Annotated in this window: 16 protein-coding genes and 2 pseudogenes; 13 read left to right on the forward strand and 5 right to left on the reverse strand. The window is 65.2% G+C overall.

The genetic code is table 11. The features are described from left to right. Positions 1-32 precede the first annotated feature (32 nt). Both FPZ54_RS09590 and FPZ54_RS09595 read right to left on the reverse strand, forming a co-directional pair. Positions 33-1397, reverse strand: coding sequence for a methyl-accepting chemotaxis protein (locus FPZ54_RS09590; RefSeq protein ID WP_145846714.1), 1365 nt, complete (start codon positions 1395-1397; stop codon positions 33-35). Positions 1398-1409: 12 nt separating this feature from the next. Continuing rightward, positions 1410-2771 (reverse strand): methyl-accepting chemotaxis protein, encoded by a 1362-nt coding sequence (locus FPZ54_RS09595; RefSeq protein WP_145846716.1) that lies wholly within the window; start codon positions 2769-2771, stop codon positions 1410-1412. Between the two features lie 190 nt (positions 2772-2961). On the opposite strand from FPZ54_RS09595, the gene sdhC reads away from it, so the two are divergent. From sdhC to sdhA, 3 genes are read left to right on the forward strand one after another with little or no spacing between them, the layout of a single operon-like run. Then, on the forward strand, positions 2962-3426 hold the full coding sequence (sdhC, locus tag FPZ54_RS09600; protein WP_145846718.1) for a succinate dehydrogenase, cytochrome b556 subunit: 465 nt from the start codon (positions 2962-2964) through the stop codon (positions 3424-3426). Continuing rightward, a complete protein-coding gene (gene sdhD / locus FPZ54_RS09605; RefSeq protein WP_145846719.1) occupies positions 3426-3824 on the forward strand; it encodes a succinate dehydrogenase, hydrophobic membrane anchor protein in 399 nt (132 codons plus the stop codon). Before sdhC ends, sdhD begins: the two co-directional genes overlap by 1 nt. Further along, the gene (gene sdhA / locus FPZ54_RS09610; protein ID WP_145846721.1) at positions 3824-5626 is read left to right on the forward strand and encodes a succinate dehydrogenase flavoprotein subunit; all 1803 of its coding nucleotides are present in this window, start codon (positions 3824-3826) and stop codon (positions 5624-5626) included. The genes sdhD and sdhA overlap by 1 nt, the downstream gene beginning before the upstream one ends. 24 nt (positions 5627-5650) lie before the next feature. On the opposite strand, the gene FPZ54_RS09615 is transcribed toward sdhA, so the two are convergent. Together FPZ54_RS09615 and FPZ54_RS09620 are read right to left on the reverse strand one after the other, a co-directional pair. Then, positions 5651-5986, reverse strand: coding sequence for a type II toxin-antitoxin system RelE/ParE family toxin (locus tag FPZ54_RS09615; RefSeq protein WP_222428363.1), 336 nt, complete (start codon positions 5984-5986; stop codon positions 5651-5653). Then, the gene (locus FPZ54_RS09620) at positions 5983-6225 is read right to left on the reverse strand and encodes a type II toxin-antitoxin system ParD family antitoxin (protein WP_145846723.1); all 243 of its coding nucleotides are present in this window, start codon (positions 6223-6225) and stop codon (positions 5983-5985) included. The genes FPZ54_RS09615 and FPZ54_RS09620 overlap by 4 nt, the downstream gene beginning before the upstream one ends. Before the next feature lie 98 nt (positions 6226-6323). Between FPZ54_RS09620 and FPZ54_RS09625 the strand changes: the two genes are divergently transcribed. From FPZ54_RS09625 to creD, 3 genes are all read left to right on the forward strand, one after another. Beyond that, entirely contained in the window at positions 6324-7307 is a 984-nt protein-coding gene (locus FPZ54_RS09625; protein ID WP_145846725.1) for a C13 family peptidase, read from the forward strand. Positions 7308-7475: 168 nt separating this feature from the next. Next, positions 7476-8114: an ATP-dependent Clp protease proteolytic subunit gene (locus tag FPZ54_RS09630; RefSeq protein WP_145849687.1), complete on the forward strand. Its 639-nt coding sequence runs from the start codon at positions 7476-7478 to the stop codon at positions 8112-8114. A gap of 84 nt (positions 8115-8198) precedes the next feature. Then, entirely contained in the window at positions 8199-9581 is a 1383-nt protein-coding gene (gene creD, locus FPZ54_RS09635; protein WP_145846727.1) for a cell envelope integrity protein CreD, read from the forward strand. A 45-nt stretch (positions 9582-9626) separates the two neighbouring features. Here the strand turns inward: creD and FPZ54_RS09640 are convergent, their stop codons facing one another. Next, positions 9627-10370: an SDR family NAD(P)-dependent oxidoreductase gene (locus tag FPZ54_RS09640; RefSeq protein ID WP_145846729.1), complete on the reverse strand. Its 744-nt coding sequence runs from the start codon at positions 10368-10370 to the stop codon at positions 9627-9629. Positions 10371-10467: 97 nt separating this feature from the next. Between FPZ54_RS09640 and FPZ54_RS09645 the strand changes: the two genes are divergently transcribed. The 7 genes and pseudogenes from FPZ54_RS09645 to FPZ54_RS09675 all read left to right on the forward strand — a co-directional run bounded on the left by FPZ54_RS09645 (position 10468) and on the right by FPZ54_RS09675 (position 15247). After that, a complete protein-coding gene (locus tag FPZ54_RS09645; protein ID WP_239019789.1) occupies positions 10468-10827 on the forward strand; it encodes an ArsR/SmtB family transcription factor in 360 nt (119 codons plus the stop codon). Positions 10828-10945: 118 nt separating this feature from the next. Beyond that, positions 10946-11728: a succinate dehydrogenase iron-sulfur subunit gene (locus FPZ54_RS09650; protein WP_145846733.1), complete on the forward strand. Its 783-nt coding sequence runs from the start codon at positions 10946-10948 to the stop codon at positions 11726-11728. A 30-nt stretch (positions 11729-11758) separates the two neighbouring features. Further along, on the forward strand, positions 11759-12190 hold the full coding sequence (locus FPZ54_RS09655; RefSeq protein WP_145846736.1) for a GFA family protein: 432 nt from the start codon (positions 11759-11761) through the stop codon (positions 12188-12190). 17 nt (positions 12191-12207) lie between these two features. Then, complete coding sequence (locus FPZ54_RS09660; RefSeq protein WP_145846738.1) at positions 12208-12654, forward strand: PaaI family thioesterase; 447 nt, start codon at positions 12208-12210, stop codon at positions 12652-12654. Beyond that, positions 12651-13763: a cell division protein ZapE gene (zapE, locus tag FPZ54_RS09665; protein WP_145846740.1), complete on the forward strand. Its 1113-nt coding sequence runs from the start codon at positions 12651-12653 to the stop codon at positions 13761-13763. Before FPZ54_RS09660 ends, zapE begins: the two co-directional genes overlap by 4 nt. Positions 13764-13933: 170 nt before the next feature. After that, positions 13934-14897 (forward strand): annotated as a pseudogene (mdh, locus tag FPZ54_RS09670) (malate dehydrogenase). Positions 14898-14949: 52 nt separating this feature from the next. Then, positions 14950-15247 (forward strand): annotated as a pseudogene (locus tag FPZ54_RS09675) (GIY-YIG nuclease family protein). Positions 15248-15334: the final 87 nt, after the last annotated feature.

The raw sequence follows: 15334 nt of genomic DNA on the forward strand, positions 1-15334 counted from the left end.
GGCCCGCATCCGTCACCCCATCAACGCCAAGATCACGCCGCGACAGAGGCCGAGAAGCTGCCCGCGGCGTCGCTCAGCTTGCCCAGCCGCTGGTCGATCTCGCCAAACGCGGTTTCCAGTGTCTCGATCTCGTCCGCCACAGCGGCGCTGTCCTCGCGGATCGCACCGATCGTCGCGGACATCGAGTCGGCGGCGAGCGCGGTTTCGTCCACCGCTGCAGTGATCGCGGTCACGGTCTGCGACTGCGTCTCCATCGCCTCGCGGATCCGGTCCGCGCTGGCCTGCACCTCCTCCACCGTCGATCGGATCGACGCGTTCGTCGTCACAGTCTCCTGGGTCGCGGACTGGATCGCGGCGATCTTGGCGGCGATGTCGTCGGTCGCGCGCGCGGTCTGGTTGGCCAGGGACTTTACCTCCTGCGCCACCACCGCGAAGCCGCGCCCCGCATCGCCCGCCCGCGCCGCCTCGATCGTCGCGTTCAGCGCCAGCAAATTGGTCTGTCCGGCAATGTCACGGATCAGGCCCAGGATCGATTCGATCGACTTGGCATGATCGGAAAGGGTGCCGCTCATCGCCACCGCCGCGTCTGCCTGGGCCGAGGCGCGCGTCGCGACATCGGCGGCGACCTCGACTTCGGCTCGTGCATCCTCGATCGCGCGAATGAGACCGGCAGCGGTATATGCGGCCTCTCGCATCGCCACCGCCGATTGTTCGGCGGCCGCCGCAACCTCATGGGTCTTGCCGAGCATTCCGCGCGCCGATCCGGCGGCGCCGCGCGCCTGCTCGCGCACTTTGGTGCCCAGCGCGTTGGTCACGTCGATCGTCCCGGCAATGTCCGCGCGGAACTGGTCGGAGCGCGCCTTGCGCTCATTTCGGGCAAGCTGCGCATCGCGGGCGCCCAGCTGCGACGCCATGAAATCGGCCTCAAGCATCGCCATCCTTGTGGCCACGTCGCTCAGTCGGCGAAAGGTCTGAACATCGTCGGACAGACGGTCGCCCAGCAATTCGAACGTGCGGGTATGCGCAAAGGCGAAGGCCGAGAGCAGCGCCGGGAGCGGAATTCGCGCGCGATGCGCATCCTCGGCGTGTTTTGCCGCCATCTCGACCCATTCGGTATCGAATGGGCGAGCATATTTCGCGCGCGTATAGCGGGTGCTCAGCGCGAGTTGTTCGTCGAGCCGTGCGCCGACAAAAAACCCGCGGACATGTGCGGTCGCGGGAAGCGCCAGATAATGGTCCCAGAAGGCACGGCCGATGGTCTCGCAGTCGGCGTCGATCAGCTCGGTGATCCGTGCACATCCCTCGGCGATCGCACCGTCCCAATCATAATCGCGGATACGCTCGGCAATGGGGCGACTGTCGCCGCTCCATTGCCCGAGCTCCTTCGCTCCGGCCATCGATCCCCTCCATCATGCAGCGACTTTTGCGACGAATTCGCCCGCGCTGTTCTTGAGTACGCCCAGTTCCTGGTCGAGGACGGCAAAGCCCTGTCCGACCCGTTCGATATCGCTCGCGACGCTTTCGGTATCCTCGCGGATCGCGCCGATGGTGGCCGACATCGAATCGGCGGCAAGCGCGGTCTCGTCGACGGCGGCGGTGATCGCGGTCACCGTCTGTGCCTGGACCTCCATCGCGCCACGGATGCGGTTGGCGCTCGCCTGAACTTCCTGAACCGTGTTGCGGATCGATGCGTTGGTTTCGACCGTACCGCGCGTCGCGGACTGGATCGCGGCGATCTTCGCGGCGATATCGTCGGTCGCGCGCGCGGTCTGGTTGGCGAGGGATTTCACCTCCTGCGCCACCACCGCGAAGCCGCGCCCCGCATCGCCCGCCCGCGCCGCCTCGATCGTCGCGTTCAGCGCCAGCAAATTGGTCTGTCCGGCAATGTCACGGATCAGGCTCAGGATCGATTCGATCGATTTGGCGTGGTCGGAGAGCATCTCGCTCATCGCCACCGCCTCGCCCGCCTGCGCCGAGGCGCGCGTTGCGACATCGGCCGCGACCTCGACCTCGGTCCGCGCATCTTCGATCGCGCGGATCAGGCCCGCTGCGGTGTGCGCCGCCTCGCGCATCGCCACTGCCGACTGTTCGGCGGCGGCGGCCACTTCGCTCGCCTTGCCCAGCATCCCCCGCGCCGCGTGCGACGTGTGCGACGCCTGGGCACGCAGCGATTCGCCCTCGTTCGAGGCGCGCTCGACGGTGGTGCCGATCGAGTCGCGGAACTGGCTGGCGAGCCGGTCGCGCTCGCTGCGCGCATTATGTTCGAAATAGGCCGAGTAGAGCGCGGTATAGACCTCGCACTCAAACGAACGGAGGCGAAAGAGCAGATCGACCATTTCGGCAAGCTCGGTCGATCCGGCGTCCATCCGCCGGTTGAGAATCTGGAGCGTCACCCGCCCGCCGGCATCGGTCATCGACAGGATCGCGGTCAGCGAGACCCCCTGGGCATAGGCGGCGGCGACGGTGCGCTCGGCCGACTGAACCCAATCCAGTCCCGAAAGGTTGGTATAGCGATTGCGCAGATAGGCAATGCCGAGCTCGATCATGCGGTCATGGTCGTGCTGGGCGAAACTCTTCTGGTCGCCATAGAAACGGCGCCATTGCTCCCAATGCGCCGCCGAAATCGCCGCCGCTTCGGGTTCGATCGCCAGCCACAGCTTGCGGGTAAGGGCCAGGTCGGCCTCGCTCAGGTCGAACAGGCGCAGCCGTTCCCGAAGATCGATTGTCGGGCTGACGCTGCCCGGCGCCGGTAATTGTTTCGATCCGCTCACGAATCCATATCCCCCAGTCCGATCCGGACGGCACACCTCACGCCCGGTCTGATTGCCAAATCCTAAGGGTCAGAAGTTAAGGGGCGGTTAGCCATCGTCACGTCGATCCCGGCGACGAACCTTTGCGTCGATACTTGCATCGCACGCCGCGCCGTCTAATGAGGCGGCAAACCGAACAGGGAGCCATGCCTTGGCCACGGCGCGCAATATCAACCGACCGCTTTCGCCCCATCTTCAGGTCTGGAAATGGGGGCCGCACATGCTGGTCTCGATCCTCCACCGCGTCACGGGCAGCGGGATGGCCACCGTCGGCGTCGGCGTGTTCCTGTGGTGGTTGTGCGCGCTCGCCGCAGGGCCGGATGCCTATGCACGGTTCCTCGACTGTTTGACGGTCGAGAGCGGCGCGCCCAACGCGATCGGCTATATCCTGGGCATCGGCCTGACGCTCAGCTTCTTCCAGCACATGATGACCGGCATTCGCCACTTCGTGATGGATGCTGGCGCGGCGTTCGAGCTTAAGGCGAACAAGAGCTTTGCGATCCTCACCATGGTCGTCTCGGTCGTGCTGACGGCCGCGCTGTGGGGCTGGATCGTCTATGGCGATCTGGCCAAGGCACCGAAGGCCGAAACCCCCGTCGCGGCGGAGAAGAAATAATGGGCAACGGTACCAGCATCGGCCGCGTCCGCGGCCTCGGCTCCGCGCATGAAGGCACGCATCACTGGGTACACCAGCGGATCACCGCCGCGTCGAACCTCGCATTGATGACCTGGCTGATCGTCAGCCTCGTCCGCCTGCCCGATCTGGGCTATGAAACGGTGCAGGCATGGCTGTCGGCCCCGATCGCCGCGGTTCCGATGATTCTGCTCGTCATCAGCGTCTTTTACCACTTCCGCCTCGGCCTGCAGGTGGTGATCGAGGATTACCAGCATGACGAGACGCGCATCGTGCTGCTGACGCTGCTCAACTTCTTCGCCATCGGCGGCGGCGTCTTCGCGATCTTCTCGATCCTCAAGATCGCCTTTACCGTCGTTACTACCGGAGCGCCCGCCTGATGACCGCCGCTTACAAGATCATCGATCACAGCTATGACGCAGTCGTCGTGGGCGCGGGCGGTTCGGGGCTGCGCGCGACGATGGGCTGCGCCGAAGCGGGGCTCAAGACCGCGTGCATCACCAAGGTGTTCCCGACCCGCAGCCACACCGTGGCGGCGCAGGGCGGTATTGCCGCGAGCCTCGGCAACAATTCGCCCGACCACTGGACCTGGCACATGTTCGACACCGTCAAGGGGTCGGACTGGCTGGGCGACCAGGACGCGATCGAATATATGGTGCGCGAAGCTCCGGCGGCGGTGATCGAGCTGGAACATGCCGGCGTGCCGTTCAGTCGCAACGACAATGGCACGATCTATCAGCGTCCGTTCGGCGGCCATATGCAGAATATGGGCGAAGGCCCCCCGGTGCAGCGCACCTGTGCCGCCGCGGACCGCACCGGCCACGCGATGCTGCACGCGCTGTACCAGCAGAGCCTGAAGTATGACGCGGACTTCTTCATCGAATATTTCGCGCTCGACCTGATCATGGAAAACGGCGCGTGCCGTGGCGTGATCGCGATGTGCATGGAGGATGGCAGCATCCACCGCTTCCGCAGCCACGCGGTGGTCCTTGCCACTGGCGGTGGCGGGCGCGTGTATCAGTCGGCGACTTCGGCGCACACCTGCACCGGCGACGGTAACGGCATGGCGTTGCGCGCGGGCATCGCGCTGCAGGACATGGAGTTCGTCCAGTTCCACCCGACCGGCATCTACGGCGCGGGCGTGCTGATCACCGAGGGCGCACGCGGCGAAGGCGGCTATCTCACCAACTCCGAAGGCGAGCGGTTCATGGAGCGCTACGCCCCCTCGGCCAAGGATCTCGCCAGCCGCGACGTCGTCGCGCGGTCGATGGCGATGGAAATCCGCGAAGGGCGCGGCGTCGGCAAGGAGAAGGATCATATCTTCCTTCACCTCGACCATGTGCCCGCCGACGTGCTGGCCCAGCGCCTTCCGGGCATCACCGAAACCGGCAAGATCTTTGCCGGCGTCGACCTGACCAAGAAGCCGCTGCCGGTGGTTCCGACCGTCCACTATAATATGGGCGGCATCCCGACCAACTATCATGGCGAAGTCGTGCAACTGCGCGACGGCAACCCCGACGCGGTCGTCCCCGGCCTGTTCGCGGTCGGCGAAGCGGCTTGCGTGTCGGTGCATGGCGCGAACCGTCTCGGCTCGAACAGCCTGATCGACCTGGTCGTGTTCGGCCGTGCGACCGGCCTGCGCCTGAAGGAGGTGCTCAAGCCCAATACGCCGCACCAGCCGCTGCCCAAAGGGTCGGAGGAGTATGCGCTCACCCGGCTCGACCATTTCCGCAACGCCAAGGGTGGCTCGCCCACCGCAGAAATCCGCAAGGATATGCAGAAGACGATGCAGCGTCACTGCGCCGTGTTCCGCGACAGCGCGCTGCTGGCCGAGGGCGTCACGCATATGGACGGCGTGTACAAGCGGATGGAGGACATCGCCGTCACCGACCGTTCACTGATCTGGAACACCGACCTGATCGAGACGCTCGAACTCGACAACCTCATCAGCCAGGCGGTCGTCACCATCCGCAGCGCCGACAACCGCAAGGAATCGCGCGGCGCCCATATGCACGAGGATTTCCCCGAGCGCGACGACGCCAACTGGATGAAGCACAGCGTGGCGAGCTTCGAAGGCTGGGGCGGCAAGGGCGGCGCGGTGTCGATCGATTATCGCCCGGTCCACGACTACACGCTCACCGACGAAGTCGAGTATATCAAGCCGAAGAAGCGGGTTTATTGATTTGCTGGCGGCTCACGCCGTCAGCTAAATCTCTGCGCGGTATGCCAGCCCGGGTTGCTGGAGGGTGAAGCGGGCGCGTTTCGTATCCATGCGGTCATGCAGAACGCGAACGACCAGCACCGTGTTCTCGCGGACGAGATAGTAGATGCTGTGGCTGCCTTCACCGATCCGGCGCAGCCCGGGGTGTAACGCATCCTGCGCCGTGCCGAGTGCGGGGAAGCGTCGCAACCCCTGCATCCGCGCGTTCAACGCCCGGAGATAGACTTCCGCCTGTTCGACACCCCATTGTTCGACCGAATAGGCGTAGATCGAATCCAGATCGGCGATTGCACCGGGCAGAAGTTCCAGCCGGAGCGTCACTTAGCGGCGGTCTTCGCTGCGAGCCACGCCTCGAAGTCGAACGGGACCGGATCGCCGCTTGCCAGTCCCTCGTCAATCGCTGCGCGCAATTCCGCGAACCGCTGCTCCTCATCCTCCAACAACCGCAATCCGGCGCGGATCACCTCGCTCATCGATCCATAACGGCCTGACGCCACCTGCTGCGCGGCGAAGGCGGTGAAGTGGTCGCCCAGGGCGACGCTGGTGTTCTTGGCAGCCATGCGGCGAGATTACCAAAATCCGGTACCGGCAGCAACGTCCTGCTGGCGCTTGACCTGATGGCCATCGCCAATCACCTTCCCATCCAGGGGGTGGTTTGATGCGTTCGATCCTGCCGTTAGCCTTTGCGCTGCTCGCGCTTCCCGCCGCGTCCGCGCCGCAGCAGCCCTACTCGCCGCCGCGTCACACCGCCGACCCGCCGCCCGGCTTGGCGCGCTCAACGCCGCAGGAGGTGGTGCAGCAGGCCGATGGCGGCACGCAGATCGAGCGCGACCGCCCCGCTACCCATGCGCTCGCCGAGCATCGCCGCCTCACCCGCGCGCTCGCCACCCTCGCGCCACAGCGCAAGGGGGTGGTCGATGCCTATGTGCTGTCGGTCGGGCTCGACAGCGATCCCGTGTTCGGACGCGAGGCGCGCGAGGCGGCGAAGGTGCTCGCGCTGCGCTATGACGCGGCCGGGCGCACCATTACGCTTGCGGGGAGCGACGGCAAAGCGCCCTCGCCGCTTCCGATGGGCTCCCCCGCCGCGATTGAGGCCGCGCTCGCCCGCATTGCCGAGCTGATGGACGAGAAGGAGGATGTCCTTATCCTCTACGCCACCAGCCACGGCGCGCCGTTCGGCGTCGTCTATAATGATGGAAATGAGGGCTATGGCGCGATCTCGCCGCGAAGGCTGGCGACGCTGCTCGACGCGCATGGCATTCATCGCCGCTTGTTGATCGTCAGCGCCTGCTATTCCGGGGTGTTCGTTCCGATCCTCTCCGGTCCGCAGACGGCGATCGTCAGCGCGGCAGCGTCGGACCGCTCCTCCTTCGGCTGCCTGGCGGAGAATGACTGGACCTTTTTCGGCGACGCCTTCGTCAACCACGCGCTGCGCAAGCCTCAGCCGCTAGGCGCCGCAGTCACCGAAGCTGTCGCGCAGATCGCCGGGTGGGAACGGAAAGGCAATCTCAAACCTTCGCTGCCCCAGCAGAGCATGGGGGTCGATGTGCAGACCTGGCTCGCCCCGCTCGAAGCGCGAATGCCCAGGGGCGCGACCCAGCCAGTCGGCAGGCCTTCCGTAGACAGCCTGCGGGGGCCGTGACGCTGATCCTTTCGCCTGGTTGCGGGTTGAAGCGGCGTGGAAACGCTCGTCCCCCTCATCTTTCTGGCACTGATCGCGGTCGGCATCGCACTGGTCGCGGTCGGCATTCGGGACGGCCTTCGGCGCCGGGCGCGGGAACCTAGTCCCCGGCCGATGGTTGCGCGGGCGATGAACCAGACATTCAACATCCCCGCCCCGGCCCCCGCTCCGACCTCCGACGCGGCGCCAGCACCTCCCGCGCAAGCCCCCCAGAGCAGGCGCTACCCGCTGCTCGCAACCCCGCACATCTGCCTGTCAGGTCCGGTGGATCACGCAATGTATCAGAGCTTTCGCGACCAGTTCGCGGCCGCACCGACCGACGGGACTTTGGTCATCGCGATCTCCACATTGGGCGGAGACCCGGAAGTCGCGCGGCTGATGGGGGACGAGGTGCGGCTGATCCGCGAATATCAGGGGCGCGAGTTGCTGTTTCTGGGCAAGGTCGCGGTCTATTCGGCCGGGGCGACGTTCATGGCGCATTTCCCCGCCGACAAGCGCTTCCTCACGCGCGGTACGCGGATCATGGTGCATGAGCGCATCCTCTCCTCCGACATCCACCTCTCCGGCCCCCTCAAATCGCTCACCGCGACGCTCAAGGCCAAGCTGCACGAGATCGAACATTCGATCCGGATCGAGGAAGAGGGGTTCCGCGACCTGGTCGCCGGATCGAAGATCGCGTTCGAGGAAGTCTGCCGCCGCGCGCCCGAGAACTGGTATATCGAAGCCGAGGAGGCGCGCGACCTCGGCCTCGTCCTCGACGTGATCTGACGTTCTCAGAATATGCTCACAGGTCGCTCATGACTCCCGGTCCGGGTGCGCGCTAGCCAGAGCACTCACCAACCGGAGATCATCATGGACCTGTACGCGCCCGACCGTTCGCCCGGAATGAAGCTGCTGCTGTCGCTGCTCGTCGCGGCGGTGCTGACCATTCCGCTCTTCACCGTCTATCTCCTCGTCTACGACCGGCAGAGCCAGTCGGAGACGGCGCGGAGCAGCATCGCCGAAGGATGGGGCGGGCCGCAGACAATCGCGGGACCCTTGCTCGTCATCCCCTATGCGCAGCAGATGACCGAGACGGTGCAGGAGAATGGCAAGCCCGTCACCCGCAGCTCGGTCCAGCGGCGCCAGCTGTTCATCGCCCCCGACCGCCTGAAAATCGACACGCGCATCAAACCCGAGCGTCGCGCGCGATCGATCTACGAAGCGGTGGTCTATGATGCGGACATATCGGGCAGCGCGTCCTTTCGCCTGCCCGCAGATACCGCCAGGATCGTTGACGTCGCCAGCCTTGAGTTCGACAAGGCCGAATTGCGCTTCGGCGTCGCCGATCCGCGCGGTTTGAAGCCCGCCAACCGCATCGTCATCGATGGGCAGCCCCTGACGGCCCAACCGGGCAACGGTCTCGCCGCCACGGGCGGGTCAGGCTTCTTCACCAATCTGGATGCCTCGGCTCTCCGCGAGCGCACAGTCACCGCGCAATTCACCTTCGGGCTGCGCGGCCATTCGGTCGTCGCACTCGCCCCGCGCGCGGGCGCCACGCGCTGGACGGTCACTTCGCCGTGGCAGCATCCCAGCTTCACCGGCGGCTTCCTCCCCGAATCACGCAGCGTCAACGCGACCGGGTTCAGCGCGACCTATCGCATCTCGAATCTCGCGCTCGGGACCACCCTGGTCACCACCAGCGATTCGCCCGTTGAATCGCGCGAAGCCCAACCATCCTATCCCGCCCGGACCAGCGCCGCGCCCGCCGCGCAGGCGCAGGTCGGCCTGGTCCAGCCGGTCGATCTCTATTCGCAGGTCAATCGCAGCGTGAAATACGGGTTCCTGTTCATCGGCTTCACCTTCATGGCGTTCCTGCTGTTCGATGTCGTCGCGGGCGTGCGCGTATCAGCGGTCGAATATTTGCTGGTCGGCGCAGGGCTGGTGCTGTTCTTCGTCCTGCTCCTCGCCTTTGCCGAAGTCATCGGCTTCACTCCGGCCTATCTGGTCGCGGCGGGCGGGGTGATCGCACTGCTGACCGCCTATAGCGCCGCGATACTCGGAAGCCGCCGACGCGCCGGATTCATCGCCGGGTTGCTCGTCGCGCTGTATGGCGTGCTCTACATCCTGCTCAGCCTCGAAGCCTATTCGTTGCTGATCGGATCGCTTCTGCTCTTCGCGGCTCTCGCGGCGGTGATGTACCTCACCCGCAATCTGGACTGGGGCGGTCGCGTTGCCCCACCGCCTGCGGCGTAACCGCCAATCGAAATGGGAGAGGGGCTGTCCCCTCTCCCATCCTCGTTACAGCGACAGCCCGCCGTCGATATCGATCCGGGCGCCGGTGATGAAGGACGCGTCATCGCTGGCCAGGAAGGCGACCAGCGCGCCGATCTCCTCCGCCGTGCCATAGCGGCCGAGCGGAATCCGATCCATGAACGCCTTGGCCAGATCGCCATCGGCCGGGTTCATGTCAGTATCGATCGGGCCGGGTTGCACCGCGTTGACGCGAATGCCCCGCGGCGCCAGATCGCGCGCCCAGCCCTGAACCAGCAGCGCAACCGCCGCCTTGGTCGCGTTATAGACCGCAAATCCCGGCATCGGCGTCCAGTGCGACGCGTTGCTTCCGATCACCACGATGCCGCCGCCATCGCTGATCCGCGATGCCGCCGCCAGCGTCCCGGCAAAGACGCCCTCCACATTGGTCCCGAACTGGTGGCGAAAATCCTCCATCGTTCCTTCGCCGATCGGCAGCATATTGGCGACGCCGGCATTGTGGACCAGCAGGTCGAGCCCGCCGAGCGCGTCGATCGCCGCGTTGACCCCCGCTTGCTGTGCGTCCGCGTCGGCGGCATTGGCCTGGATTGCATAGCCCTTGCGCCCCGCCGCCTCGATTTCCCGGACGATCGCGTCGGCTTTGTTCTTGCTGGCAGCATAGGTGATCGCGACATCCGCGCCCTCCGCGGCCAGCCGCCGCGCGATCCCCGCGCCGATACCGCGCGACCCACCGGTCACCAGCGCGCGTTTTCCGTTCAGTCGATAGGTCATTTGATGCTCCACTGCTGAGCCGGATAGCCCGGCGAGGCCGGTAGCTAGGAAGCGCCTTGATATAGTTCAATGATCCCGAACTATTAAACCATCAGAAATGCACTATATCGGCTTGGCGATGAGCAGTTTCCTCCACCCCCGTCTCGAAGATGTGCCACTTGCCGCCGCGCTTCATGCGCTGGCAGACCCGATGCGGCTGGCGATGATCGCGCGGCTCGCGGGTGCCGAGACGATGAACTGCGCAGCGACGGCGCCCGAATGCGAGGTGCCCAAGAGCACCCGCTCCAACCATCTCAAGATCCTGCGTGCGGCGGGCCTGATCGAGACGGCGCAGAACGGCCGCGACTATCTCAACCGGCTGCGCCGAGAGGAGTTCGACGCGCGGTTCCCCGGGCTGCTCGATACGGTGCTTGAAAATGCGCGCGTCTGCGCCGCCTCCCGCGCGGCGGGGCGTTGATGACATTGACGGCGCTGCTTCCATTTGCAGGCAGGGCAGCGGTTATGTATCTGACCCGCAATCCGGAGTGGGGCGCGCGCCGCGTCGCCATGCCGACCGAACAGTCACGGGGTTGAAGATGGCCGATTTTGTCCTTCCCAAGAACAGCAAGATCAAGAAGGGCACGTCCCATCCCGCGCCGCAGGGCGCGAAGAATGCGCGCACCTTCACCATCTATCGCTACGACCCCGATTCGGGTCAGAACCCGCGCTATGACAAATTCACCATCGACCTCGACGATTGCGGCCCGATGGTTCTCGACGCGCTCATCAAGATCAAATCGGAGATTGATCCGAGCCTGACCTTCCGTCGCTCGTGCCGCGAAGGCATTTGCGGGTCGTGCTCGATGAACATGGACGGCAAGAACGGCCTCGCCTGCACCACCGCGATCGAGGATATCAAGGGCGATATCAAGATCACCCCGCTGCCCGCGATGGACGTGATCAAGGACCTGGTCCCCGACTTCACCCATTTCTACGCGCAATACGCCTCGATCCAGCCCTGGCTGAAGACCGTCACCACGCCGCCCTCGGGCAAGGAGCGGCTGCAGTCGCCGGCAGAGCGCGACAAGCTGGACGGGCTGTATGAGTGCATCCTGTGCGCCTGCTGCTCGACCAGCTGCCCGAGCTATTGGTGGAACAGCGACCGGTTCCTCGGCCCGGCCATCCTCCTCCAGGCTTATCGCTGGCTGGCCGACAGCCGCGACGAGGCGACCGGCGAGCGGCTCGACGAGCTGGAAGATCCCTTCCGCCTTTACCGCTGCCACACGATCATGAACTGCGCGAATGTCTGCCCCAAGGGCCTCTCGCCCGCCAAGGCGATCGCGGAAATCAAGAAGATGGAAGCCGAACGGGTCGTCTGATCCGTTGGACGCACTGCGCAGGAGAAGCGAATGGCCGGAATTGCCGAGGGCGTCGAAGTTTCTGGCGGATGTCTGTGCGGCGCATTGCGCTATCGGCTGACGGGTCCCTCGCGCCGCGTCGTGCAATGCTGTTGCAAGGATTGCCAGAAGGCGACCGGCACCGGCCACACCACGATCATCGCGGTGCATCGCGACCAGCTGTCGCTCGACGGCACCCCGCAAACCTTCACCAATGAAGGCGATACCGGCGGCAAGGTGACGCGGCATTTCTGCGGCACTTGTGCGGGACGCATCTATACGTCGGGCGACCTGCCCGGCGACATCATCCTGGTACAGAGCGGATCGCTCGACGATCCCAACATCATCTCGCCGGAAGCGGTCATCTATATGAAGGATGCGGTGGCGTGGGACCGGTTCGACCCGGACCTGCCCCAGTTCGAGGCGATGCACAGCCGGGTCTGACCCGCCCGCACCCGTTTATGTCCGACGCCTTTTCCTTCGTCCCCGATCCCGATCACTCCGGCTGGATGCGCTGGGAATTGCGCGATCCGACGCGATTCAACGCCTTTCTCGGCCCGATCCTGACCCGGCTTGAGGGCGACAAGGCGCTGGTGCGCATGGCGACAGAGCGGCGCCATTCGAATCTGGCCGATTCTACGCATGGTGGGGCATTGCTGGGCTTCATGGACGCCGCACTATTTGCGGCCGCGCGGACGTTTGGCGTGCTCTCCGCCGGGGGCGCGGTGACGCTGGACCTGTCGGCGCAGTTCATCGGCACCAGCCGGATCGGCGAACCGATCGTCGCCGAGGTCGAACTGTTGCGCGAAACCGGGCGAATGCTGTTCATGCGCGGACTGGTGAAGCAGGACGACGCTATCCTCGCGAGCTTTTCTGGCACCGTCCGCAAATCGTCGCCGCGCGCATGACCCGCGTCCTCGAAAAATATCAGGCACTGGTTGCCGCAGGCGAATTGCGTGCCGACGCCGATCAGGCCGCCGCCGCGCGCCGGCTCGACCATCTCGCGCACGAACTCGAACAGGGGCCGCGCAAAGGTAGCGTGCTGTGGCGCCTCGCCCGCCGTGCGCCCGATGCACCGCGCGGCGTCTATATGTGGGGCGGGGTCGGACGCGGCAAATCGATGCTGATGGACCTTTTGTTCGGATGCGTGAAGATCGAGCGCAAGCGCCGCGTCCATTTCCACGAGTTCATGATCGAGGTCCACGCCCGCATCGCCGAGGAGCGGAAAAAGGAAGCGGGCGACCCGATCCCGCCGGTGGCCAAGGCGCTGGCCGAAAATCTGCGCCTGCTCGCCTTCGACGAGATGGTCATCAACAACACCGCCGACGCCTTGATCCTCTCGCGTCTCTTCACCGCGATGATGGCAGAGGGGTTGACAGTGGTTGCGACGTCCAATCGCCCACCCGACGATCTCTACAAGGACGGATTGCAGCGTGACAGCTTCCTGCCCTTCATCGCGCTCCTGAAGGACAAGCTCGACATCCTGCCGTTGAACGGCCCGACCGATTATCGTCGCGACCGGCTCGGCACGATGGACATGTGGCTCGTTCCCAACAGCCCCGCCAACACCGCCACCCTCTCCGCCGCGTTTTTCCGGCTGACCGATTTCTCGGTCGAGGATCGCGACCATGTGCCAAGCGAGGATATCGCGGTGCAGGGCCGCACGCTGCACGTGCCCAAGGCGCTGAAGGGCGTTGCAGTCTTCTCCTTCAAGCGACTGTGCGGCGAGGCGCGCGGCGCCTCCGACTATCTCGCCATCGCTCGCCGCTACCACACCGTCATCCTGGTCGGCATCCCGCGCCTGGGGCCCGAAAACCGCAACGAGGCGGCGCGCTTCGTTACCCTGATCGATGCGCTGTACGAACATAGGGTCAAGTTGCTCGCGATGGCCGATGCCGCGCCGATGGACCTCTACCGCAAGGGCGACGGTAAGTTCGAGTTCGAACGCACGGTGTCGCGGCTTTTGGAGATGCAGTCGGAGGGATATCTGGCGCAGGGGCATGGCCAACAAGGCTAACCCACCATCGCACCCCAAGGGGTTATTGCAATTAATTCGCAGGTGCAAAGATTTCCTTGACACACGCGATTCCCCGGTTGCCCCGCCTCTATAAACGGCCTAAGGCGCCCGGCGTCCCTGCGGCCGATGAGTTAGGACGGGCCGCCCAACGCATGTTCAGGGAGGCTCATTTGGCCCGCAAGAAGATCGCCCTTATCGGCGCCGGCAATATCGGTGGTACCCTCGCCCACCTCGCCGCACTCAAGGGGCTCGGCGACATTGTGCTGTTCGACGTGGTCGAGGGCGTTCCCCAGGGCAAGGCGCTCGACCTTAGCCAGTGCGGCCCGGTCGAGGGCTTCGACGCCAAGATCACCGGCAGCAACGACTATGCCGACATCGCGGGCGCGGACGTCATCATCGTCACCGCCGGCGTCGCCCGCAAGCCGGGCATGAGCCGCGACGACCTGCTCGGCATCAACCTCAAGGTCATGAAGGCGGTCGGCGAAGGCATCGCCGCCAACGCGCCTGACGCCTTCGTCATCTGCATCACCAATCCGCTCGACGCGATGGTGTGGGCGCTGCGCGAATTCTCCGGTCTTCCTCACCAGAAGGTCGTCGGCATGGCCGGCGTGCTCGACAGCGCGCGCTTCAGCCATTTCCTCGCCGAGGAATTCCAGGTGTCAGTCAAGGAAGTGAACAGCTTCGTGCTTGGCGGCCATGGCGACACGATGGTCCCGGTGGTCGAATATTCGACCGTCGCGGGCATCCCCATCCCCGACCTCATCAAGATGGGTCGCTCGACCCAGGAGCGCATCGACGCGATCGTCGCACGCACTCGTTCGGGCGGCGGCGAGATCGTCGGCCTGCTCAAGACCGGTTCGGCCTTCTACGCCCCGGCCACCAGCGGCATCGCAATGGCCGAAGCGTATCTCTATGACCAGAAGCGCCTACTGCCCTGTGCCGCGCACCTGACCGGTCAGTATGGCGTCGACGACCTCTATGTCGGCGTGCCCGTGATCATCGGCGCGAACGGCGTCGAGCAGGTCATCGAGATCGAGCTGGACGACGAGGCCAAGGCCAAACCTCCAGGTCTCGGTCGACGCGGTTAAGGAACTGCTGGTCGCCTGCAAGGGCATCGACAGCTCGCTCGGCTGAGTTCCACACTGTGCCCCGGCGAAGGCCGGGGTCCAGTAACGGGGCGATCGAGATGGGGAAGGCCGGTTTCGTCTACATCATGGCGAACCGCAGAAACGGAACGATCTATATCGGGGGTCACGAGCGATCTCCCCAAGCGCGTTTGGGAACATCGCAACGGCCTCGTTGAAGGATTTACGAAGCGATACGGGTGCAAGTTGCTGGTCTGGTATCAGGCGTTCGAGAGCCTGGATGCAGCCCGCCACCGCGAGCTTCAGATGAAGGAATGGAAACGGGCGTGGAAACTGCGCGAGATCGAGGGGCTGAACCCGGAGTGGGACGACTTGTTCGCCTCGCTGCTGCCCTCGTGAGCAGTGTCCGGAGCCGCGACTACTTCCCGTTCCCCGGCGAAGGCCGGGGTCCAGTCGCCGTGGGATTGCGCCGTCGGTCCGTCACCT

Origin of the sequence: Sphingomonas suaedae (assembly GCF_007833215.1) — a bacterium.
In the GTDB taxonomy this organism is placed as follows: Bacteria; Pseudomonadota; Alphaproteobacteria; order Sphingomonadales; family Sphingomonadaceae; genus Sphingomonas; species Sphingomonas suaedae.